Annotated in this window: 17 protein-coding genes; 13 read left to right on the top strand and 4 right to left on the bottom strand. The window is 69.1% G+C overall.

Features of this window, described 5'->3' with window-relative positions:
* Positions 1-155 precede the first annotated feature (155 nt).
* The gene (locus tag AB6807_RS33825; RefSeq protein ID WP_371087986.1) at positions 156-1,271 is read right to left on the bottom strand and encodes a class I SAM-dependent methyltransferase; all 1,116 of its coding nucleotides are present in this window, start codon (positions 1,269-1,271) and stop codon (positions 156-158) included.
* Between the two features lie 36 nt (positions 1,272-1,307).
* Between AB6807_RS33825 and AB6807_RS33830 the strand changes: the two genes are divergently transcribed.
* Both AB6807_RS33830 and AB6807_RS33835 read left to right on the top strand, forming a co-directional pair.
* Positions 1,308-2,084 (top strand): SDR family oxidoreductase, encoded by a 777-nt coding sequence (locus tag AB6807_RS33830; RefSeq protein WP_116910511.1) that lies wholly within the window; start codon positions 1,308-1,310, stop codon positions 2,082-2,084.
* 17 nt (positions 2,085-2,101) lie between these two features.
* The gene (locus tag AB6807_RS33835; protein WP_286518031.1) at positions 2,102-2,497 is read left to right on the top strand and encodes a dihydroneopterin aldolase; all 396 of its coding nucleotides are present in this window, start codon (positions 2,102-2,104) and stop codon (positions 2,495-2,497) included.
* 17 nt (positions 2,498-2,514) lie between these two features.
* Here AB6807_RS33835 and AB6807_RS33840 read toward each other — a convergent pair whose 3' ends face one another.
* Positions 2,515-3,738: an MFS transporter gene (locus AB6807_RS33840; protein ID WP_371087987.1), complete on the bottom strand. Its 1,224-nt coding sequence runs from the start codon at positions 3,736-3,738 to the stop codon at positions 2,515-2,517.
* A gap of 99 nt (positions 3,739-3,837) precedes the next feature.
* On the opposite strand from AB6807_RS33840, the gene AB6807_RS33845 reads away from it, so the two are divergent.
* The 4 genes from AB6807_RS33845 to AB6807_RS33860 all read left to right on the top strand — a co-directional run bounded on the left by AB6807_RS33845 (position 3,838) and on the right by AB6807_RS33860 (position 7,210).
* Entirely contained in the window at positions 3,838-4,785 is a 948-nt protein-coding gene (locus AB6807_RS33845; protein ID WP_371087988.1) for a LysR family transcriptional regulator, read from the top strand.
* 137 nt (positions 4,786-4,922) lie between these two features.
* A complete protein-coding gene (gene ttcA / locus AB6807_RS33850; protein WP_371087989.1) occupies positions 4,923-5,852 on the top strand; it encodes a tRNA 2-thiocytidine(32) synthetase TtcA in 930 nt (309 codons plus the stop codon).
* A gap of 49 nt (positions 5,853-5,901) precedes the next feature.
* Positions 5,902-6,546 carry a DUF4136 domain-containing protein gene (locus AB6807_RS33855; RefSeq protein WP_371087990.1) on the top strand — a complete coding sequence of 215 codons (645 nt, stop codon included), beginning with the start codon at positions 5,902-5,904 and terminating at the stop codon, positions 6,544-6,546.
* A gap of 19 nt (positions 6,547-6,565) precedes the next feature.
* The gene (locus tag AB6807_RS33860; RefSeq protein ID WP_116910515.1) at positions 6,566-7,210 is read left to right on the top strand and encodes a histidine phosphatase family protein; all 645 of its coding nucleotides are present in this window, start codon (positions 6,566-6,568) and stop codon (positions 7,208-7,210) included.
* A 66-nt stretch (positions 7,211-7,276) separates the two neighbouring features.
* Here AB6807_RS33860 and AB6807_RS33865 read toward each other — a convergent pair whose 3' ends face one another.
* Both AB6807_RS33865 and AB6807_RS33870 read right to left on the bottom strand, forming a co-directional pair.
* On the bottom strand, positions 7,277-10,453 hold the full coding sequence (locus tag AB6807_RS33865) for an efflux RND transporter permease subunit (protein ID WP_371087991.1): 3,177 nt from the start codon (positions 10,451-10,453) through the stop codon (positions 7,277-7,279).
* The gene (locus AB6807_RS33870; RefSeq protein WP_371087992.1) at positions 10,450-11,682 is read right to left on the bottom strand and encodes an efflux RND transporter periplasmic adaptor subunit; all 1,233 of its coding nucleotides are present in this window, start codon (positions 11,680-11,682) and stop codon (positions 10,450-10,452) included. The genes AB6807_RS33865 and AB6807_RS33870 overlap by 4 nt, the downstream gene beginning before the upstream one ends.
* Positions 11,683-11,958: 276 nt before the next feature.
* Here AB6807_RS33870 and AB6807_RS33875 point away from each other — a divergent pair, with 276 nt between their 5' ends.
* From AB6807_RS33875 to AB6807_RS33905, 7 genes are all read left to right on the top strand, one after another.
* Positions 11,959-12,420 carry a hypothetical protein gene (locus tag AB6807_RS33875; RefSeq protein WP_371087993.1) on the top strand — a complete coding sequence of 154 codons (462 nt, stop codon included), beginning with the start codon at positions 11,959-11,961 and terminating at the stop codon, positions 12,418-12,420.
* A gap of 73 nt (positions 12,421-12,493) precedes the next feature.
* On the top strand, positions 12,494-13,867 hold the full coding sequence (gene miaB / locus AB6807_RS33880; protein ID WP_116910519.1) for a tRNA (N6-isopentenyl adenosine(37)-C2)-methylthiotransferase MiaB: 1,374 nt from the start codon (positions 12,494-12,496) through the stop codon (positions 13,865-13,867).
* Complete coding sequence (locus AB6807_RS33885) at positions 13,867-15,294, top strand: sensor histidine kinase KdpD (protein WP_116910520.1); 1,428 nt, start codon at positions 13,867-13,869, stop codon at positions 15,292-15,294. Before miaB ends, AB6807_RS33885 begins: the two co-directional genes overlap by 1 nt.
* A 99-nt stretch (positions 15,295-15,393) precedes the next feature.
* A complete protein-coding gene (locus AB6807_RS33890; protein WP_286547695.1) occupies positions 15,394-16,011 on the top strand; it encodes a hypothetical protein in 618 nt (205 codons plus the stop codon).
* Positions 16,008-17,396: a sigma 54-interacting transcriptional regulator gene (locus AB6807_RS33895; RefSeq protein WP_116910522.1), complete on the top strand. Its 1,389-nt coding sequence runs from the start codon at positions 16,008-16,010 to the stop codon at positions 17,394-17,396. Before AB6807_RS33890 ends, AB6807_RS33895 begins: the two co-directional genes overlap by 4 nt.
* Positions 17,397-17,799: 403 nt before the next feature.
* A complete protein-coding gene (gene mdoH, locus AB6807_RS33900; RefSeq protein ID WP_371087994.1) occupies positions 17,800-19,815 on the top strand; it encodes a glucans biosynthesis glucosyltransferase MdoH in 2,016 nt (671 codons plus the stop codon).
* Between the two features lie 233 nt (positions 19,816-20,048).
* Positions 20,049-22,505: a glucose/quinate/shikimate family membrane-bound PQQ-dependent dehydrogenase gene (locus AB6807_RS33905; RefSeq protein ID WP_371087995.1), complete on the top strand. Its 2,457-nt coding sequence runs from the start codon at positions 20,049-20,051 to the stop codon at positions 22,503-22,505.
* Positions 22,506-22,631: the final 126 nt, after the last annotated feature.

Genomic DNA, 22,631 nt, shown 5'->3' on the forward strand with positions numbered 1-22,631 from the left:
GCAAGTCCTCTTCGAAGACTGTTTCAACCAGAATGTCGATATCCAACCCATCGTTGCACTTGGGATTTGAGGCCGCCCTTACTTTCTTTTGGCGAAGCAAAAGAAAGTAAGTCGCCCGCCGGGGCGAGACCCGGCCAGCAGCCTAAAAACAGAAATCAGAGCGTATGACTCCGATCCCCTTCAACAAACCCCATCGCATCCCACCCCTCACCAACAGCAAACCCCACAACCTTGAACAGCTCCCCCATCTCATGCTCATGCACCAGCCGAGCCGCCATGGCCCGCTCCCCCACGGAGCCTGCCTCCATCCGCCCCAGCAACCCGCAGTTCAGCAGAAACCGAGCCTGGCTCGTATAGCCCAGCACGGAAAGGCCCGCATCCTGCCCCGCCACGGCAATCCCCGTGAAGTCCACATGCGCAGTGATGTCCTTGTACCCAACATCGGCCAGCGGGTCCCCATCGGCCTGGTGCGCGCGATGGCACATCACCGTGCCCATGTGCCGCTGCGGGTGGTAGTACTCGCCTTCAGGAAAACCGTAGTCCACCAGAAAAGCCGCCCCCTTCTTCAACCGGTCCGCCAGCGTGGCGATGAACGCACGCGCCTGCGGATGGATTTCGGTCAGGTAGTCGTGCTCGCCGGGCACATCGACCGGCGGCCGCAGCCCGGTGGCGCGATCGGCCCACGCCCATCCGTCGCCCTGCGCATTGCGCACCACGCCGCGCTCGAACCACTGCCCGCCCACGCGCGCCAGCAACTGCACCGGCATGGCGTCGAGCACCTCGTTGCCGACCACCACGCCTTCCATCGTCTCGGGCAGTTCGTTGAGCCACTCGACACGCTCCGCATAACGCACCAGCGCCTGCTGCTGCCGCTCGCGCAGGGTGCCCGACAGGTCGACGATGCGGTAGCGCACGTCGGTGCGGCCGATCTCGTCGAGGGCATGCAGCAACTGCACGGCCAGCGCGCCCGAACCCGCGCCGAATTCCCAGACCGTGTCGGTCCCGGTCTTCTCCAGCGCCTCGGCCACCTGGGCGGCCAAGGTGGCGCCGAACATCGGCGTCAATTCGGGTGCCGTCACGAAGTCGCTGCCCGACGAAGGCATGTGGCCGAACTTGGCGGAGGTGTTGGCGTAGTAGCCCAGGCCGGGCGCGTACAGCGCGAGCGCCATGAAGCGGTCGAACCCGATCCAGCCCCCTGCGCGTTCCACGGAACGCGCAATGAGGTGATCGAGGGCGGTGGGTAAACTGCTGGGGGTTGTCTTTGTCGTCACGGCGCCATTGTCTCTCTCCTCCCATTTCCCCTCCGCATGAGCACCGCACCGCCCCCCTCCGCCCGCCGCACCGTTCTCGTCACAGGCGCAGGCCGACGGCTGGGCCGCGAGATCGCGCTGGGGTTGGCCGCGGGCGGCTGGCAGGTGGCCGTGCACTACCGCAACTCGCGCGCCGAGGCCGAACAGACGGTGGCCGACTGCGCCGCCCTCTCGGGCGATTCGGCGCTCTTCGCGGCCGACCTCGAGGACGAGGCCGCCACGCGCGCGCTGCTGCCGCAGGTGGTCGCGCGCTTTCGCGGCATCGACGCCGTGGTGCACAGCGCGGCCCTGTTCGAGCACGACGAAGCCGCCACCTTCAGCTACGCGCTAATGGAGCGCCATGCGCGCAGCAACACCGGCGCGGCCATCCTGCTGGCGCAGGCGCTGCACGCGCACCTGGCCGCGCGCGACGCGCAGGGCGCGGTGGTCCACCTGCTCGACCAGAAGCTGTGGAACCCCAATCCCGATTTCCTGAGCTACACGCTGTCGAAGGCGGCGCTCGAGGCCGCCACGCCGATGCTGGCGCTGGCGCTGGCCCCGCGCGTGCGCGTGGTGGGCGTGGCCCCGGGCCTCACGCTGGCGAGCCACATGCTGGACGACGAGACCTTCGCGCAGCTGCACAAGCTGTCGCCGCTGGGCCGGTCTTCCACGCCGGAAGACGTGGTCGCCACGGTGAAGTTCGCGCTGGAAAACCGCTCCCTCACCGGCACCACGCTGCTGGTCGACGGCGGCCAGCACCTGATGAAATTCGAGCGCGATTTCTCGCTCATGTGACGACGAGCACCACCACCATGTCTACCCCCTCCACGCCCCTGCCCGCGCCGACCCGGGGGCGCCAGACCCTCACCCTGCAGGGCCTGCGCTTCGATGCCAACCTGGGCATCCTCGACCACGAGAAGACGGCGCCGCAACCCATCCTGGTGGACGCCGAGCTCAGCCTCGGCCCGCAGCCGCTGCTGCCGCAGGACGACGACATCTTCCACGTGCTCGACTACCGCAAGGTGCGCCGCATCATCATCGAGGAGTGCACCGCCGAGCACGTCAACCTGCTCGAAAGCCTCATCGGCAAGCTGGTGCAGCGGCTGCTGCAGCTGCCCGGCGTGGTGGGCGTGCGCGTGAAGATCGCCAAGCTCGAAATCTTCGACGACTGCGAGGTGGCGATCCGCATGGAAGCCGGCGAGTGGTGAGCAGCAGCCCCGGCCCCTCAGGCCGCTGAACCGCAGGCCACGGCGGGCTTGGCGCCCGCAGGCCACATGCGCACGCCGAGAGCACCGAGCGCGGACAACGCCGCCATCAGCGCCACGCCCGACCAGCCCCACTGGGCCAGCACCAGGGCGCCGAGCGCCGAGCCCGTCGCCATGCCGACGAACACCCCCGTGAAGAACACCGCATTGAGCCGGCTGCGCGCACCGGGGTCGATGCCGTAGACCACCGTCTGGTGCGCGATGAGCGCGGCCTGCAGGCCGAAGTCGAAGCCGATGGCGCTGGCCACGATGAGCCCCAGCCGCGCGGCGGGCGCCATCAGCGGCGCGAACAGCATGGCCGCGAAAGACACCACCACCAGCGCCGCGCCCATGCGGATGACCAGTTCCGGCCCGCGCCGGTCGGCCAGCCGCCCGGCGATGGGCGCGGCCAGCGCACCCGCCGCGCCGGCCAGGCCGAAGGCACCGGCCGCCGCGCTGCCCAGGTGGAAGGGCGCGCCATGCAGCATGACCGCGAGCGTCGACCAGAAGGCGCTGAAGCCCACCGACAGCAAGGCCTGCGCGATGGTCGCGCGGCGCAGCGCGCCGTGGCGCTGCCACAGCTTGGCAAGCGAACCCAGCAACGCGCCGTAGCCCAGTTGCGTGGTCGGGCGCAGGTGCGGCAGGCCGCGCGCGGCGGCCACGCCGATGAAGGCGATGCTGGCGGCGGCCACCACGAACATCGCGCGCCAGCCGAAGTGCTCGGCCACGAAGCCGCTCAGCACGCGCGACAGCAAGATGCCCAGCAGCAGCCCCGTCATGACCGTGCCGACGATCTTGCCGCGGTGCGCCTCGGGCGCCAGCGTGGCGGCGGCGGGCACCACGTCCTGCGCCAGGGTGGCGGCCAGGCCGATCACCAGGCTGGCCGCCAGCAGCGGCCCGACCGACGGCGAAAACGCCGCGCCGAGCAAGGCCAGCACCAGCACGCTGGCCTTGGCGAGGATGATGCGGCGCCGGTCGAAGCGGTCGCCCAGCGGCGCCAGCAGCAGGATGCCCAGCGCGTAGCCCAGTTGCGTGAGCGTGGGCACGAAGCCCACCGAGCGCGCCGAGGCGCCGATGTCCGGACCCAGCACGCCCAGCATGGGCTGGCTGTAATAGAGCGCCGCCACGCCGAAGCCCGCGCTGGCGGCCAGCAGCAGGATCAGCGAGCTCGGCAGCTTTTCATGCACCGATGGAATGGAAGACATGGTGTTAACCCTTAGATGCGAAAACAAGGGCTGGAGTGTGCGCGTCGCAAACGGGCGAAGGTAGCCCCTTCCCTCGAACAATTGATATACGCTGCGCGCATGGCCGCACCGCTTTCGTCACCTTCATCAGCTTCATCCGCGCCCACCGACCGCATCGAGCTGATGCAGACCTTCGTGCGCATCGTCGAGGCCGGCAGCCTGTCGGCCGCGGCCGCCCAGATGGGCACCACTCAGCCCACCGTGAGCCGGCGCCTGCAGGCGCTGGAGCGCTCGCTGGGCGTGCGCTTGCTGCAGCGCTCCACCCACGCCATGAAGCTCACCGAGGACGGCGAGCGCTGCTTCGACCGCGCCAAGGAACTCATCCTGAGCTGGAGCGCCTTCGAGGCCGAGCTGCGCGGCGCCGGCGACCAGCCCGAGGGCCGGCTGCGCGTGGTGGCGCCGCATGCCTTCGGGCAGCAGCTGCTGGTCGGCCCGCTGGCGGCCTACCTGAAGCGCCACCCGCAGGTGACGGTCGAGTGGCTGCTGCACGACGGCCCGCACGACGAAACGCCCGATTTCATCACCGAGGGCGTCGACTGCGCGGTGCGCGTGGGCCAGGTGAGCGACCCGGGGCTGGTCGCGATCCGGTTGTCAGAGGTGCCGCGCATCGCGTTCGCCGCGCCGTCGATGTTCGAGGGCGTTGCGCTGCCCGCGCACCCCCGCGAGCTGGAGGCGCTGCCCTGGCTGGCCGCGCGCAACTTCTACCGCACCGAGGTCGTGCTGACCCACGAGCACACGGGCGAGGTGGTGCGCGTGCCGATCCGCCCGCGCCTGGTCACCGACAGCCTCTACGCCCTGCGCAGCGCCGTGCTGCTGGGCGTGGGCGCGGGCGTGTCGTCGGCCTGGATGCTGAGCGAGGAGATCGCCGCGGGCCGGCTCGTGCACCTGCTGCCGCAGTGGCGCGGCACGCCCGCGCCGGTGCACATCGTGTACCCGTACGCGCGCTTCTATCCGGCGAAGCTGCGGCTCTTCGTGGAGGCGATGCGCACGGCCTTTCCGGCTTCGTGACGCGCGAAAACGCAGGACGAGCGGGACCGAAGTGCGCCGAATGCGCGTGGAAAACACCCCGAAAGCGCCCGGATGGCACGTGAAATGGGGATCGGGGACAATCGCAGCCTCCCCCGACTCCCCGAAGTAGCCTGCCCATGAACGCCGTCTGGATCGACGAGGCGCCCGCCGCCGCCGACGCCACCAACTCCCTGAAGATCGAACGCGAGACGCACAAGCTCGAAAAGCGCCTGTGCCGCCAGGTCGGGCAGGCCATCGTGGACTACAACATGATCGAGGAGGGCGACAAGGTCATGGTGTGCGTCTCGGGCGGAAAAGACAGCTACGCGCTGCTCGACATCCTGCTCAAGCTGAAGGCGCGCGCGCCCATCCACTTCGACATCGTGGCGGTCAACCTCGACCAGAAGCAGCCCGGCTTCCCCGAAGAGGTGCTGCCCAAGTACCTGAGCGACCTGGGCGTGGACTTCCACATCGAGAACCAGGACACCTACAGCATCGTCAAGCGCGTGATTCCCGAGGGCAAGACCACCTGCGGCCTGTGCAGCCGGCTGCGCCGCGGCATCCTGTACCGCGTGGCCGACGAGCTGGGCGCCACCAAGGTCGCGCTGGGCCACCACCGCGACGACATGCTGCAGACCTTCTTCCTCAACATGTTCTTCGCCGGCAAGCTCAAGAGCATGCCGCCCAAGCTGGTGAGCGACGACGGCAAGCACGTCGTGATCCGCCCGCTGGCCTACGTGGCCGAGAAAGACACCGTGCGCTGGGCCCAGCACCGCGAGTTCCCGATCATTCCGTGCACCCTGTGCGGCAGCCAGGAAAACCTGCAGCGCAAGCAGGTCGGCGAAATGCTGCGCGAATGGGACAGGAAGCACCCCGGGCGCGTGGAAAACATGTTCACCGCGCTGCAGAACGTGGTGCCCTCGCACCTGCTGGACGGAACGCGGCACGATTTCAAGGGTCTGAAGGCGACGGGCGTGGCCGACGACGACGGCGACAAGGCCTTCGACGCGCCCTCTTTCGACTTGCTCTCCCAGGCACCCTCGGCCCTGCGCATCGTCCAGGGCTGACCGGGCAACCCAGGGGAATTTGGAGCCCGCGAGGCTCGGAGACCCTTTCATGACACGCGCGTTTTCTGCCTTTCGGACCTTCCTGCCTCTTGCAGTCGTCGCGAGCCTGAGCGGCTGCGCCACCTCTTGGGTGGTCGACAGCGACGTGAAGAGCTTCGCCTCCCCCGGCGCCGTGGCGCCCGGCGCCACCTACCGCTTCGACCGCCTGCCCTCGCAGCAGGCCGACGGCGCCCGCCAGGAATCGCTCGAGGCCATGGCCGGCGCGGCGCTCGACCAGGCCGGCCTGCGCCGCGACGACACCAAGCCCCAGTACACCGCGCAGATCGGCGCGCGCGTCACGGCCGGGCTGTCGCCCTGGGCCGATCCGTGGCTCTACAGCGGGCCCTGGGGCTACGGCGGCTACGGGTACGGTGGCTATGGCTACTACGGCCGGCGTTTCTACGGCGGCGGCTGGTACGGCGGCCCGGTGTTCGCGCCGCCGGCCAACCCCTGGTACGAGCGAGAAGTAAGCATCGTGCTGCGCGAGGTCGGCTCCAACCGCGTGGTCTACGAAACCCGCGCGCGCAACGACGGGCCCTACAACTCGAGCGCGGCGATCCTGCCGGTCATGTTCCAGGCCGCCCTGCAGGGCTTTCCGAATCCGCCGCAGGGCGAGCGCCGCGTAAACATCGAGCTGTCCACGGCGAAAAAGTAGCGCTTCTAGAATCCCGCGGATGGAAGAAGCCACCCGCCTGATCGCCGTTCGCCACGGAGAAACCGCCTGGAACGTCGACACCCGCATCCAGGGCCAGCTCGACATCGGGCTCAATGAAACCGGCCTCTGGCAGGCGCGCCGTGCCGGCGGTGCGCTGGCGGACGAACCCATCGGCGTCGTCTACGCCAGCGACCTGTCGCGCGCCTGGCAGACCGCCGAGGCCATCGCCCAGCCCCACGGCCTGCCCGTTCAGCCCGAGCCGCGCCTGCGCGAGCGGGCCTTCGGCACCTTCGAGGGCATGAGCTTTGCCGAGATCGAGGCCAGGCTCCCCGAGCAGGCCAAGCGATGGCGCGAGCGCGACCCCGAGTTCGAGCCCGAAGGCGGCGAGAGCCTGCTGGTGTTCCGCGACCGCGTGACGGGCGTGGCCGCGGAGCTGGCGGCGCGCCATCCGGGCGAACTGGTGGTGCTGGTGGCGCACGGCGGCGTGATGGACGTGCTGTACCGCGCGGCCACCCGCCAGGAGCTGCAGGCGCCGCGCACCTGGCAGCTGGGCAACGCGGCCATCAACCGCATGCTGTGGACGCCGGGCGGCTTCAGCCTCGTCGGGTGGAGCGATACCGCCCACCTGACGGCGGGCGATGCGCTGGACGAGATCACCAGCTGAGTTTTCTTTAGCGGTCTCGTTTCGGCGGCTTGCCGTTCAGGGCGCGATCACACCGGCGGGGCACGACTACGCATGCGAAGCCGAGTGCCCGCTGGCACCGGCTTCCGCCTTCGCTTCGCCGGGCAGGTCGACCATCGGCCCCGTTCCGCTGTAGCGGTCCAGCGCCAGGTAGATGGCCGGCGTGATGTACAGCGTGATCACCTGCGAGAAGATCAGCCCGCCCACCACCGCCACGCCCAGCGGCTGCCGCAGCTCGGCGCCGGCGCCCAGGCCCAGCGCGAGCGGCAACGCGCCCATCAACGCGGCCAGCGTGGTCATCAGGATGGGCCTGAAGCGCAGTCGGCAGGCCTCGCGTATCGCGTCCACCGGCTTCATGCCCTCGGTGCGCTGCGCGTCCAGCGCAAAGTCGATCAGCATGATCGCGTTCTTCTTCACGATGCCGATCAGCAGCAGGATGCCGATGGTCGCGATCAGCGTCAGGTCGAAGCCGAAGAGCTTCAGCGACAGCAGCGCCCCTACCGCCGCCGAAGGCAGCCCCGCCAAAATGGTCAGCGGGTGGATGTAGCTCTCGTACAGCACACCCAGCAGCACGTAGATGACCAGCACCGCCAGCACCAGCAGCACCGCCTGGCTCGACTGCGAGCTCTGGAACACCGCCGCGTCGCCGCCGTAGGTGGTGATGATCGACTGCGGCATCTTCAGCTCGTCCTTGAACTGGTCGATCTTCGCGGTCGCGTTGCCCAGCGGCACGTCGGGCCCGAGGTTGAACGACACCGTCACCGCCTGCAGCTGGCCCTGGTGGTTCACCGACGTGGGCCCCACGGTGCGGTTGATGGTCGAGAAGGCCGACAGCGGCACCAGCCGGCCGGTGGTGCTGCGCACCGACAGGCGGGACACGTCGTCCTCGAACTGGCGATCGTTGTCGGCGGCCGAAAGAATCACCTGGTAGGTGTTGCTCGCGGCGTAGATGCTGCCGATCTGGCGGTCGCCGTAGGCGTTGTAGAGCGCGGTGCGCAGGTCGCCCACGTTCACGCCGAGCACGCCAGCCTTGTCGCGGTCGATGTCGAGCGTGGCCTGCAGGCCGCGGTTCTGCGAGTCGCTGGTCACGTCGCGAAAGGCGGGGTCCGCGCGCATGCGCTCCATCAACCTGGTGGCCCACGGCACCATCTCGCCGGCGTTCACGCTCTGTAGCGTGTACTGGAAGCGCGCCTTGCTCTGCCGGCCGCCCAGGCGCAGGTTCTGCACCGGCTGCATGTACACGGCCACGCCCGGAATCTCGCGAAAGCGCTGGCGCAGCGACTCGAGCACCTTGGCCATCTGCGGGCGCTCGCCGCGCGGCTTGAGCACGGCAAACAGCCGGCCCGAATTCTGCGTGGCGGTCGGGCCGCCCACGCCCACGAAGGCGCTCACGTAGTCCACGCTCGGGTCGGCCTGCAGCGCGTCGGACACGCGGGCCTGCAGCGCCTTCATGGCGGTGAACGAGATGTCTTCGGCGGCTTCGGTGGTGATCTGGATCTGGCCGATGTCTTCCTCGGGGAAGAAGCCCTTGGGAATGGTGACGAACAGCCAGCCGGTGATGACGAAGGTGAGCCCCGCCATGGCCAGCATCAGCGCGCGGTGCCCCAGCGTCCAGTCGAGCGAGCGCATATAGCCGCCGTGCACCGCGCGGTAGCCGCGCTCGAAGGCGCGGCCGATGGCGGTGCCGGGCTCGGGGTGTTCTTCTTCGTGGTCATGCCCGGACGCCAGCGCACCCTCCTTGCGCGGCACCTGCTTGAGCAGCCGGCTCGCGAGCATCGGCACCAGCGTGAGCGACACGATGGCCGACACCAGCACCGCCAGCGCCACCACCACCGCGAACTCGTGGAACAGCAGGCCGATGACGCCCGGCATGAAGAAGATCGGAATGAACACGGCCACCAGCGAGATGGAGATCGACACGATGGTGAAGCCCACCTCGCGCGCTCCGCGCAGCGCCGCGGCGAAGGGCTCCATGCCCTTCTCGACGTAGCGCATGATGTTTTCCAGCACCACGATGGCGTCGTCCACCACCAGGCCCACGGCCAGCGTGATACCCAGCAGCGACACGTTGTCCAGGCTGTAGCCGAAGGCGTAGAGCAGCGCCACCGCGCCGATCAGCGAAATCGGAATGGTGGCCGCCGGAATCAGCGTGGCGACCAGCCGGTGCAGGAAGAGAAAGATCACCAGCACCACCAGCGCGATGGTGCCCAGCAGCGTGAGCTGCACGTCGTGCACGGCCTCGCGGATGGAGAGCGAGCGGTCGTTCACCATCTGGATCTCGACCGACTGCGGCAGCTCGGCCTTGAAGCGCGGAATGAGCGCGCGCACCGCGTCCACCACCTGCACGGTGTTGGCGTTGGGCTGGCGCTGCACGGCCAGTGAAATGGAGTCCTGCCCGTTGAAGCTGCTGGCGGTCTTCACCGACTCGAAGCTGTCCTCGATGGTGGCCACTTCGTCGAGGCGCACCGGCGCGCCGTTGCGCTGGCCGACGATGAGCTTGGCGAAGTCGGCCGCCTTCACGAGCTGGCGATTGGCCTGGATGGTGAGCGTCTGCCGCGGGCCGTCGAGCACGCCGACGGGCGTGTTGGCATTGGCCGAGTTGACGGCCTTGGCCAGCTCGTCGAGCGTGATGTTGCGCGCGTTGAGCAGGTCGGCGTTGGCCTTGATGCGCACCGCGAAGGCCTTGCGCCCGTACACGCCCACCTGCGCCACGCCGTCGATGGTCGACAGCGTGGGCGAGATCAGGTTCTCGGCATAGTCGTTGAGCTCGGCCGGGTTCATCGACGGCGAGATCAGCGCGATGAACAGCACCGGCGCGTCGGCCGGGTTCACCTTGCGGTACGACGGCAGCTGCGTGAGCTCCTGCGGCAGCTGGCGCTGGGCGCGCAGCAGCGCGGCCTGCACGTCGACGGCGGCGGCGTCGATGTCGCGGCTGCTCACGAACTCGAGCGTGAGCGAGGTCACGCCCTGCGTGTTCACCGAGCTGATGGTCTGCAGCCCGGGAATGGTGGAGAACTGCTTTTCGAGCGGCAGCGCCACCGAGCTGGCCATGGTGTCCGGGCTGGCGCCCGGCAGCTGCGCGTTGACGTTGATGACCGGCGTGTTGTAGCTGGGCAGCGCCGCCACGGGGATGCTGAAGTACGCAAAGATGCCGATGACCACGACGGCCGCCGACAGCAGCACCGTCATCGCCGGACGGCGGATGCAGAGCTCCGAGATGTTCATGCGCGTTCCTGCTTCGGCGGCTTGACGCCGGTGCCTTCGGAAGACGCGGCGCTGCCGGGGGTGACGCCCGTGGTTCCGTTCGTGCCGTTCGTGCCGTTGGTCGGCTTGGGCGGCGCGGCAGGCTCAACTGCTGCCGGCGCGGCCGCCGGCGCCTTGGCGTCCACCCGCACCTTGCCGCCCGGGCGCACGTTCTGGCTGCCCTCGATCACCACCTGCTCGCCCGGCTCCAGCCCGCTCACTGCGACCTTGGTGCCGAAGGTGTGCAGCGTCTTCACCTTGCGGCGCGTGGCGGTCCTGGCCTCGTCCACCACGTAGAGCGAGGTGCCGTCGGACAGCATCATCAGCGCCGCGGCCGGCACCACGGTGGCGCCTTCGAGCGTGCGCACCGTGATGCGCGTGCCCACGAACTGCCCCGGCCACAGGCCCTGGTCGGCGTTGGCGAACACGGCCTTGGCGCGCACGGTGCCGATCTGCGGATCGACCGTGTTGTCCACGAAGTCGAGCGTGCCGCTCAGCGGCTCCTTGCGGCCGGCGACGAGGGCATCGACCTTCGAGCGGGCGCGCGCGGCGCCCAGCAGGGCCTGCAGGTTGCCCTCGGGCACCGGAAAGCTCACGGCAATGGGGTCGAGCTGCGTGATGGTCACCAGCGACAGCGTCGGCTGCACCAGCGTGCCCGGGTAGATATTGACGGCACCGATGCGCCCGGCGATGGGCGCGCGCAACGTGGCGTAGCCCAGCGCCACCTGCGCGCTCTGCACGGCCGCGCGGTCGGCGGCCACGGCGGCGCGCTGCGCCTCCAGCTGCGAGAGCGTGGCGTCGGCCGCGCTCTTGGCGATGAAGTTCTGCGCCACCAGGTCCTGGCTGCGCTTGTACTGGCGTTCCAGGTCGGCCATGGTGGCCTCGTCCTTTTGCTGCTGCGCCCGGGCGCGCGCCAGGTTGGCCTGGTCGTTGCGGTCGTCGAGCGTGAAGAGCAGCTGCCCCGCCTTCACGAACTGCCCTTCCTTCACGTGCACCGCGCTCACCGTGTTCGTCACCTGCGGGCGCAGGTCGACGCTGTTGAGGGAGACCACGCTGCCGTTGACCTGCACGGTGACGGGCACGTCCTGCTTCTGGGCCGTGGCCAGCGTCACCAGCGCGGGGGCGCCGCCATTGCCCGCTCCACCGGCGCCCGTGCCGTTCGAAGCGCCGGGTGCCTTGGCCGACTTTGTGTCCGACTTGTTGCCGGACATGCTCCACCATCCGCCTGCGACGGCTACGATCAACACGCCCGCGAGGGCTACGGCAACATTTTTCTTCATGGGTTTTTTGTGCACTTTGGGCTGACAGCGGCTATTGAATCAGTGGCGGGAGCGCAGTGTTCACCACTCCTGTAAAGAAATGTAAAGCAAGCGAACCTTTTCGCCCGCTTTACGACAGGCACCCCCTCCCCGATGACTCCCTGCGAAGCGGCTGGCGCGGCACACCCCTCGCTAAAATCCCCGCTCCACAGCCTCTGGATAAACCCCATGAACCGCTGCAAGACACCCACGAACTCCCGACCCAACTCTCTCCTTTTGGCGCTTTGCGCCGCCGGCCTCACCGGCCTGTTCTCCCTCGCGGCCCACGCCCAGGACGAAATCCCTCGCCCGCAGACCCAGAACGAATCGCTGGCCGGCGGCCGCACCTTCCCCATCGGCGCCCTGCGCGGCAAGCTCATGGTGGTGGACACCAACGACGTGCAGCTCGACGGCAACCCGGTGCGCCTGTCGCCCGGCGCGCGCATCCGCAACCAGCAGAACCTGCTGCAGATGACCGGCGCGCTGGTCGGCCAGCTCTACCTGGTGAACTACACGCTCGACGCGGCCGGGCTGATCAAGGAGGTCTGGATCCTCACGCCGGAAGAGGCCTCGGCCTCGCGCGAGGCCATGAGCAAGCCGTTCCTGAACATCTGGCCGTTCGTCTCGAACGACACCGTCAACACGCAATAAACCAGGGCGGCGCGCCGCGCGCGCCCGCCGTCCCGCACGCCCTGCCCCCACGCAGGGCACAGAGAGTTCCCCCATGAAAAAAGTATTCATCAAGACCTTCGGCTGCCAGATGAACGAGTACGACTCGGACAAGATGGCCGACGTGCTGCACGCCGCGCAGGGCTACGAGCCCACGCAGAACGTGGACGAGGCCGACCTCATCCTGTTCAACACCTGCTCGGTGCGCGAGAAGGCGCAGGAAAAGGTCTTCTCCGACCTCGGCCGCGTGAAGCACCTGAAGGCCAAGGGCGTGAAGATCGGCGTGGGCGGCTGCGTGGCCAGCCAGGAGGGCCAGGCCATCATCGCGCGCGCGCCGTACGTCGACATCGTGTTCGGCCCGCAGACGCTGCACCGCCTGCCCGAGATGCTGAACGACCGCGAGCGGCTGGACCGCCCGCAGGTGGACATCAGCTTTCCCGAGATCGAGAAGTTCGACCACCTGCCGCCCGCGCGCGTGGAAGGCGCCACCGCCTTCGTGTCGATCATGGAAGGCTGCTCCAAGTACTGCAGCTACTGCGTGGTGCCCTACACCCGCGGCGAGGAAGTGAACCGCCCGCTGGACGACGTGCTGGTGGAAATCGCCGGCCTGGCCGACCAGGGCGTGCGCGAGATCACGCTGCTGGGGCAGAACGTGAACGCCTACCGCGGCAAGATGGGCGACACGGCGGAAATCGCCGACTTCGCGCTGCTCATCGAGTACGTGGCCGAGATTCCCGGCATCGAGCGCATCCGCTACACCACCAGCCACCCGAACGAGTTCACGCCGCGGCTCATCGAGGCCTACGCCAAGGTGCCGCAGCTGGTGAGCCACCTGCACCTGCCGGTGCAGCACGGCAGCGACCGCATCCTGATGGCCATGAAGCGCGGCTACACCGCCATGGAATACAAGAGCACGGTGCGCAAGCTGCGCGCCATCCGCCCCGAGCTGGCCCTGTCCAGCGACTTCATCGTCGGCTTCCCCGGCGAGACCGACGAAGACTTCGCCAAGATGATGAAGCTGATCGAAGACTGCCAGTTCGACAGCAGCTTCAGCTTCATCTTCAGCCCGCGCCCCGGCACGCCGGCCGCCGCGCTGAAGGACGACACCCCGCACGAGGTGAAGCTGGCGCGCCTGCACGTGCTGCAGGCGGCCATCGACACCAACGTGAAGCGCTTCGGCCAGGCGCTGGTGGGCAGCACGCAGCGCGTGCTGGTCGAGGGCGCTTCGCGCAAGGACGCGAACGAACTCATGGGCCGCACCGCCTGCAACCGCGTCGTCAACTTCGAAGGCGACGCCCGCCTGGTGGGCCAGATGACCGACCTGCGCATCACGCGCTCGCTGGCCTACACGCTGCGCGGCGAAGTGCTCACGCGCGAATCCGAACTGGCGGCACCGGCCACGGCCCCCGCCGCCGCGCTCGCCCACTGATGGCGAAGCGACCTTCCATCCGCGGCTCGTTCCAGCAGCTGCTGCTGTTCGCGTTCCTGCTGATCACCGCGCTGCTGGTGGGCGTGGCCCTGCGCTCGGTGCTGCAGTACGACGTGCTCATGACCCAGAGCCGCGACGCCGCCGCGCGCGCGCTGCGCCTGTCGGGCGCGGCCCAGTCGCTGGCCGAGCGCAGCGCGGCCATGGAGCGCGCGGGGCGCCAGTCGCTGGTGCTCAACGACGCGGTTCTGCGCCGCCGTTTCGACGACGCCGCGCGCGAGGCGCACCAGGTGCTCGAGCGGCTCGAAACCAACGGCCTGGCGCCGGCCGGCATCGAGATGTGGCGCGCCCAGCTCGGCGTGATCGAGGGGCTGATGAGCGGCAACGCCGACAGCGCCCTGGCACGCGAAAGCACCATGGCCATGCAGTTCCGCGAGCTCGACGCGCTGAACACCAACCTTGCGCAGCAGGCGCAGTTCCTGATCGAAACGCAGAACGACGCGCTGGCCAAGCGCATCGAGAACGCACGCCGCCGGCTGATGCGCGAAGTGGTCGCCGCCAGCGTGCTGGCCGTGTCGCTGGCGCTGGCCTTCGGCATCTGGCTGGCGCGGCCTTTCAAGCGGCTGGAGCACGCCATCGTCGGGCTGGGGCAGAACCGGCTGGACGAGCCCATCGACATCCGCGGCCCGGCCGACGTGCGGCGCGTGTCGCAGCAGCTCGAATGGCTGCGCCTGCGCCTGACCGAGCTCGACGCCGACAAGGCGCGCTTCCTGCGCCATGTGTCGCACGAGCTGAAGACGCCGCTGGCCGCGCTGCGCGAAGGCGTATCGCTGCTGGAAGACGGAGTACCCGGCCCGCTGAACCCGGCGCAGCTCGAGGTGGCGCAGATCCTCCAGCAGAACACCATCTCGCTGCAGGGGCAGATCGAGGCGCTGCTGCGCTTCAACGCCGCCGCCTTCGAGGCGCGCGAGCTGCGTCGCGAGCGCACCGAGCTGCTGCCGCTGATCGAGGAGCAGATCGAGGCCCAGCGCCTGCAGTGGCAGTCGCACGGCCTGCGCGTGCGCGCCGAGGGCCAGCCCATTGCCATCACGGTGGACCGCACCAAGCTCGGCACCGCCATTGCCAACCTGTTGAGCAACGCCATCCGCTTTTCGGTAACCGGCGGTGTCATCACGCTGGCGGTGTCGGGCACGCCGGAGGCCGTCTACATCGACGTGAACGACGCGGGGCCCGGCATTGCCGAGGGCGACCGCGACCGGATCTTCGAACCCTTCTTCCGCGGCGAGCGCCAGCCGGAGCACACGGTCAAAGGCACCGGCATCGGACTTTCGATCGTGCAGGAGTACATTGCAGCCCACGGGGGCCGCATCACCCTGCAGCCTGACGGACCCGGTGCACGCTTTCGCATCGAACTGCCGCGCACGGCCTGACAACCCCGGCACTCTCCCGAGTCTTCCAACACCGCCTCGCGTCCTCTTTTTCGACCCATGCCTTTCCCGTTCGTCCGCCGTTCCTCCTTCGCCGGGGCGATGACCGTGCCTTTCGTCCTGCTGCTGGCCGCCTGCGCCAGCCAGCCCAAGCCGCCCGCGGAAGCCGACGCGGTGCCGCCGCCGCCCGTGGTGCCGCGCGTGATGCCGGTCGAGGCCGAGCCCCGCGCGCCGGCGACCCAGCCCGCGTCGCTGTTCACGCTGATCACGCAGGGGCCGGTGGCGGCCATGCTGTCCTACGCCGACAAGATGCGCTCGCTCAACGGCGGCGACCTGGCCGGTGAAATCTCGCGCATCGGCGACCCGGGCGATTCGCCCACCACCCAGATGCAGCTGGCGCTGCTGCTCTCGCAGACCCGCGTGCCGGCCGACCTGGCGCGCGCGTTGGGGCTGCTGCAGCGCGTCATCGCCAACCCGTCTCCCGAGGCGCAGCCGCTGCAGCCGCTGGCGCGCGCCCTGGCCGCGCGCTACGTGGAGCAGCGCCGCGTGGAAGACGACCGCGACAAGCAGGTGCAGCAGCTGCGCGACAGCCAGCGCCGCATCGACCAGCTGAACGACCGCATCGAAGCCCTGCGCGCCATCGAGCGCAGCTTCGCGCGGCCCAACATGGCGCCCGCGGCACCCGCCGCGCCGCCCAACGGAACAAAGCAAAGCCCATGAGCAACACCGGTGCCCGCCTTCTCGTGGTCGACGACGACCCGGACATGCTCCGCCTGCTCTCGATGCGGCTGAGTTCGGCGGGTTACCAGGTCACGGCCGTGACCTCGGCCGAAACCGCGCTCACTCAGCTCGAAATAGAGCACCCGCAGCTCGTGCTCAGCGACGTGCGCCTGCCCGGGCGCGACGGCCTGCAGCTGTTCGACGAAATCCGCAAGCGCCATCCGTCGCTGCCGGTCATCCTGCTGACCGCGCACGGCACCATTCCCGACGCGGTCGAGGCCACGGCGCGCGGCGTGTTCACCTACCTGACCAAGCCCTACGACGGGCGCGAGCTGCTCGACAAGATCGCGCAGGCGCTGGCGCTGGGCGCGCCCGCCACCACGCCGAGCAAGGGCGGCGACGAAAGCTGGCGCTCCGAAATCGTCAGCCGCAGCAACCGCATGGCCGAGTTGCTGGCCGAGGCGCGCATGGTCGCCAAGTCGGACGCCTCGGTGCTGCTGCGCGGCGACTCCGGCGCCGGCAAGGAGCTGCTGGCGCGCGCCATCCACAAGGCCAGCGCGCGCGCCGACAAGCCTTTCGTGGCGGTCAATTGCGGGGCCATTCCCGAAGCGCTGCTGGAGTCGGAGCTGTTCGGCCACATGAAGGGCGCCTTCACCGACGCCCACGCCAACCACAAGGGCCTGTTCCAGCAGGCCGACGGCGGCACGCTGCTGCTGGACGAAATCGGGGACATGCCGCCCGCCCTGCAGGTCAAGCTGCTGCGCGTGCTGCAGGAGCGCGCGGTGCGCCCGCTGGGCGCGAGCCAGTCGATCGAGGTCGACGTGCGCATCGTCTCGGCCACCCACCGCGACCTGGACGCGGCCATGGAGGCCGGCCAGTTCCGCGAAGACCTCTACTACCGCCTGAACGTGGTGACGCTCACGCTGCCGCCGCTGTCGGCGCGGCGCGAAGACATTCCGCTGCTGGCCAACCACTTCCTGCAGCGGCTGTCGACCAAGTACGGCAAGCGGCTGTCGGGCTTCGCGCCCGAGGCGCTGAAGGCCCTGACCACGGCCGCCTGGCCGGGCAACGTGCGCCAGCTGTTCAACGTGGTGGAACAGGTGTGCGCGCTGTCGAGCTCGCCGCTGATTCCGCTGGCGCTGGTGCAGCGCGCGCTGCGCGTGCCCACGGTCGAGGTGCAGACCTATGCCGACGCCAAGCAGCGTTTCGAGCGCGACTACCTGGTCGGCCTGCTCAAGCTGACCGACGGCAACGTGGCCGACGCCGCCCGCCTGGCCGACCGCAATCGCACCGAGTTCTACCGCCTGTTGCAGAAGCACGAGCTCACGCCCGGGCACTTCAAGGCCGACCCTGTCGCCAACGGCAGCGACCCTGTCGGCGAATAGCGACGCACCTAAGTTGTTGATTCATATAGCCATTCCCCACCAGCCCGCCGGGCTTGTCGGGATTCGGCGACAAAAAGAGGGGTTTTGAGGCCCGCCAGCGGCCTCCACCCCCGAAAAATGCAGTCGAAGCGGCCTAAGCCGTTGATCTGAAAGCGTTTTTCCAGCCTGGCACAGGGTTTGCCCCTGTACTGGCATGACAGCACTAACCAGCCCATCTTTCGCACTGCGCCAGCAGCGCGACGGCCTGCGTCAAAAGCAGTTTTCTCCCTCGCGGCCCCGTGCCGCGGGCTATTCGCAAGCCGCGCTCGCCAGCGCCGGCGGCGCCGAGCCGGATTGCGTGATCAAGCGCTTTCCTGCCATTGGCGACACCCCTTCCCTCGACAAGCAACGTTGGTAAATCACCATGAAGCCAAACGACTTCTCGCAACTGAATGTTCTGGCCGATGCCGACTTTTCGCACCGCAGCGCGGTGCGTGAAGAACGCCATCCCAACGCCGTGACGGCACCGCCGGTGAATCGCGGTTCCATGACGCCGCGCCCGTGGCGCGGTTTCTGGAACAGCCTGGGCACCGCCGCCCTGGTGAAGCTGGGCGCCGGCCGCAAGGCCGAGGCCGCCAGCGCCGAGTCCGTGCAGCAGGTCAAGCAACCCTGGCAACGCGCCGCGGCCCAGCGCCGCAATGCCTTCATGCTGCTGACCGTGCTCAGCACCGTGATCGCCTCGTCGCTGTTCGCCGGCGTGCAACCCGACTACGACAACGTCTGGCTCGAATACGGCCAGATCGGCCTGTACGGCCTGCTCTCGGGCTGGGTCGTGACCGGTTTCGTTACCGCCCTGATGGGCTTCTACGTTTCGGTGCGCGGTGACAAGCACGCGCTTTCGGCCAAGCAGGTGGTCAACCACCCGATGAACCCGGAAGCCCGCACCGCGATCATCATGCCGATCTGCAACGAGGACGTGGCCACCGTGTTCGCCGGCCTGCGCGCCACCTGCGAATCGGTCGCCGCCACCGGCCACGCCAAGCAGTTCGACGTGTTCGTGCTGTCCGACAGCTACGCGCCCGAGACCGCCGCCGCCGAGCGCGCCGCCTGGGAAGACCTGCGCGCCGCCCTGGCCGAGAGCCCTAACCAGCCGCAGGTGGAGGTGTACTACCGCCTGCGCACCCGCCGCACGCACCGCAAGGCCGGCAACGTGGCCGACTTCTGCCGCCGCTGGGGCAAGGACTACCGCTACATGGTCGTGCTCGACGCCGACTCCGTGATGAGCGGCGACTGCCTGACCTCGATGGTCAAGCTGATGGAAGCCAACCCCACCGCCGGCATCATCCAGACCGCGACGCAGGCCATCGGCCACGTCACGCTGCATGCCCGCGCACAGCAATTCGCTTCCCGCGTGACGGGCCGCCTGTTCACGCTGGGCATGCAGTTCTGGCAACTGGGCGAATCGCACTACTGGGGCCACAACGCCATCATCCGCGTCGAACCCTTCATGAAGCATTGCGCGCTGGCCCCCATCAAGGGCACCGGCGGCATGTCGGGCGGCATCATGTCGCACGACTTCGTGGAAGCCGCGCTGATGCGCCGTGCCGGCTACAACGTGTGGCTGGTGTCCGACCTGGTCGGCAGCTACGAACAGCAACCGCCGGACCTGCTGGCCGAGCTGCAACGCGACCGCCGCTGGTGCCAGGGCAACCTGCAGAACGCCCGCCTGATGGCCGAGCCCGGCATCCACCCCGTGCACCGCGCCATGTTCGTGACCGGCACCATGGCCTACGTTTCGGCCCCCCTGTGGCTGGCCTTCCTGACGCTGGGCACCGCCCTGTGGCTGAGCGGCTCGAGCCTGGTGTCGAGCTGGAGCGTGCTGCCCGCCGAGCTGGCCGGCCTGTGGATCTGGACGCTGTGCCTGCTGTTCCTGCCGCGCGTGCTGGGCATCGCCGCCGTGCTGATGCGCGGCGAGCAACGCCAGTACGGCGGTGTGTGGGGCCTGGTGAAGAGCTCGGTGCTCGAAAGCGGCCTGGCCATCGTGCAAGCCCCGGTTCGCATGCTGGCCCACTCGCTGTTCGTGCTGGTCGCCCTCACCGGCATCAAGCTCGACTGGAAGTCGCCCCCGCGTGAAGCCGCCGCCGTGCCGTGGAAGATCGCTGCCTCGCAGCTGGCGCCCATGACCCTGGTGATCGCCATGCTGGCCGTCGGCGTCGCCATGATCGACCCGAGCGCGCTGATCTGGCTCATGCCTGTCGGCCTGCCGCTGCTGCTGGCGATTCCGCTGACCGTGCTGACCAGCCAGATCGCGCTGGGCACCACGCTGCGCGACCGCGGCTTCCTGCTGATTCCCGAGGAATCGCGCTCGCCGGCCGTGCTGCGCCGCGCCTGGATGCACGCCGTGCGCCTGGCCCGCCCGGCCGCGCTGGCCACCGTCTGATGCGCCACTGACCTGACGTGACGCACGGCTGAGCCCTCAGCCCTCCCCCCGAAAGCCGGTCATTGCGCCGGCTTTTTTCATGGCGCAGACTGGCCGCCTGCCTTGGCCGCTCGATGCTGCGCCCGGGGTCAAAATCCGGCCCATATAAGGGTTAACCCTTGGATCGGTGAAAATTCCCGGTTTTCCGGCGGCTGCGCGCAGCCGCCCAACGATCAAGCAAGGGGGTTCGATCCATGACAGAAACACAGGGGCCGGTGGTCCATCGGCGGTCGTTCTGGCCGCTCGTCGGGCTCATTGCCCTGGGCGCGCTCGCCATGCTGATGGGCGCATTCCTGGCGGTCGGCGGCGCGTACCTTGCCGCGCTCGGCGGCAGCTGGTACTTCGTGCTGGTCGGGCTGGCGCTGGCGGTGTCCGGGCTGCTCATCGCCAAGCGCCGCACCAGCGGTGCCTGGCTGTTCGCCTTGACGCTGGTGGCCAGCGCCGCCTGGGGCGTGTGGGACGCCGGCTGGCACTTCTGGCCGCTGGTGTCGCGGCTGGTGGCGTTCGGCGTGCTGGGGCTGCTGGTGGCGCTGGCCTATCCGTCGCTGGTGCGCCGGGCCGGTGGCGTTCCCGGGCGTGGCGCCCATGCCGTGGCCGGCGTGCTGGCGCTCGCGCTGGTCGCCACGGGCGGCTATGCCTTCGTGCCGACGCCGGTCATCGCGGCCCAGGGCCCCGCACCGACGATCGTGCCGGTCAACCCGCAGGACGCGCAGAAGGACTGGCGGCACTGGGGCAACACCACCGCCGGCAACCGCTTCGCCGCGCTCGACCAGGTGACGAAGGACAACGTCGGCGACCTGCAGGTGGCCTGGACCGCCCACACCGGCGACGTGCCGCAGAGCAACGGCTCGGGCGCGGAAGACCAGAACACGCCGCTGCAGATCGGCAGCACCGTGTACGTGTGCACGGCGTACAGCAAGATCGTCGCGCTCGACGCCGACACCGGCGCCGAACTCTGGAAGTACGACCCGAAGGCCACCGCGCCGAACTGGCAGCGCTGCCGCGGGCTGGGCTATCACGACCAGGATGCGGAGACGACGGCATCGGCTGCACCCGCACCCGCTGCATCCGCTGCATCTGCAGTCGCACCGGCGTCATCGACCACGCCCGCGGCCTGCCGCCAGCGCCTGCTGCTCCCCACCACCGACGCGCGGCTGATCGCCGTCGACGCCCACAGCGGCACGCCCTGCGCCGACTTCGGCAAGCAAGGCATCGTCGACCTGAAGACCGGCATGGGCGAGGTGAAGGACGGCTACTACCAGCAGACCTCCACGCCGCTGGTCGCAGGCGACCTGGTGCTGGTGGGCGGCCGCGTGGCCGACAACTTCTCCACCGACGAGCCGCCCGGCGTGGTGCGCGCGTACAACGCCGTCACCGGCGAGCTGGCCTGGGCCTGGGACCCGGGCAACCCCGCCGTCACCCGGCTGCCGCCGCCCGGCCAGACCTACACGCGCGGCACGCCCAACGTGTGGTCGGCCATGTCGTACGACCCGAAGCTGGGCCTGGTCTACCTGCCGACCGGCAACGCCACGCCCGACTTCTGGGCCGGCGAGCGCACGCCGCTGGACGACAAGTACAGCTCCTCGGTGGTGGCGCTCGACGTGAAGAGCGGCAAGGTGCGCTGGAGCTTCCAGACCACGCACCACGACCTGTGGGACTTCGACCTGCCCGCGCAGCCGCTGCTCTACGACATTCCCGACGGCAGCGGCAACGGGGGCACGCAGCCCGCGCTCGCGCAGGTGACCAAGCAGGGCGAGATCTTCCTGCTGAACCGCGAGACCGGAAAGCCCATCGCCGAGGTGCAGGAGCGCCCGGTGCCGCAAGGCAACGTGCCCGGCGAGCGCTATTCGCCGACGCAGCCCTTCTCGGTGGGCATGCCCTCGATCGGCAACAAGACGCTGACCGAGTCCGACATGTGGGGCGCCACGCCCTTCGACCAGCTGCTGTGCCGCATCGCCTTCAAGGGCATGCGCCACGAAGGCGTGTACACGCCGCCGGGCCTGGACCGCGCGCTGCAGTTCCCGGGCTCGCTGGGCGGCATGAACTGGGGCAGCGTGTCGGTCGACCCGACCAGCAGCTACATGTTCGTGAACGACATGCGCCTGGGCCTGGCCAACTACATGATCCCGCGCGCGAACATCAAGCCCGGTGCCAGCGGCATCGAAATGGGCGTGGTGCCGCAGGAGGGCACGCCCTTCGGCGCGATGCGCGAGCGCTTCCTGTCGCAGCTGGGCATTCCGTGCCAGGCGCCGCCCTTCGGCACGATGTCGGCCATCGACCTGAAGACGCGCAAGCTGGTGTGGCAAGTGCCGGTGGGCACGGTGAAGGACACGGGCCCGCTTGGCATTCGCATGGGCCTGCCGATTCCCATCGGCATGCCCACGCTGGGCGCGTCGCTGGCCACGCAGTCGGGCCTGCTGTTCTTCGCGGGCACGCAGGACTTCTACCTGCGCGCCTTCGACACCGCCAGCGGCAAGGAAATCTGGAAGGCCCGCCTGCCGGTGGGCAGCCAGTCGGGGCCGATGACCTATGTGTCGCCGAAGACGGGCCGCCAGTACATCGTGGTGAGCGCGGGCGGCGCGCGGCAGTCGCCGGACCGCGGCGACTACGTGATCGCGTACGCGCTGCCCGAGAAGAACAAGGGCAAGTAAACGCACATCAAGCAGGCCAGACCCAGGCCATCGAAAGCGCCGCGACGAGACTTCTCCGCGGCGCTTTCTGCTTATAGAATCCGCGCCTCTTTCAACCTCAGCCTTTCACTGGAGCGCCAAGTGCCC

Origin of the sequence: Variovorax sp. RCC_210 (assembly GCF_041355175.1) — a bacterium.
Taxonomy (GTDB): domain Bacteria; phylum Pseudomonadota; class Gammaproteobacteria; order Burkholderiales; family Burkholderiaceae_C; genus Variovorax.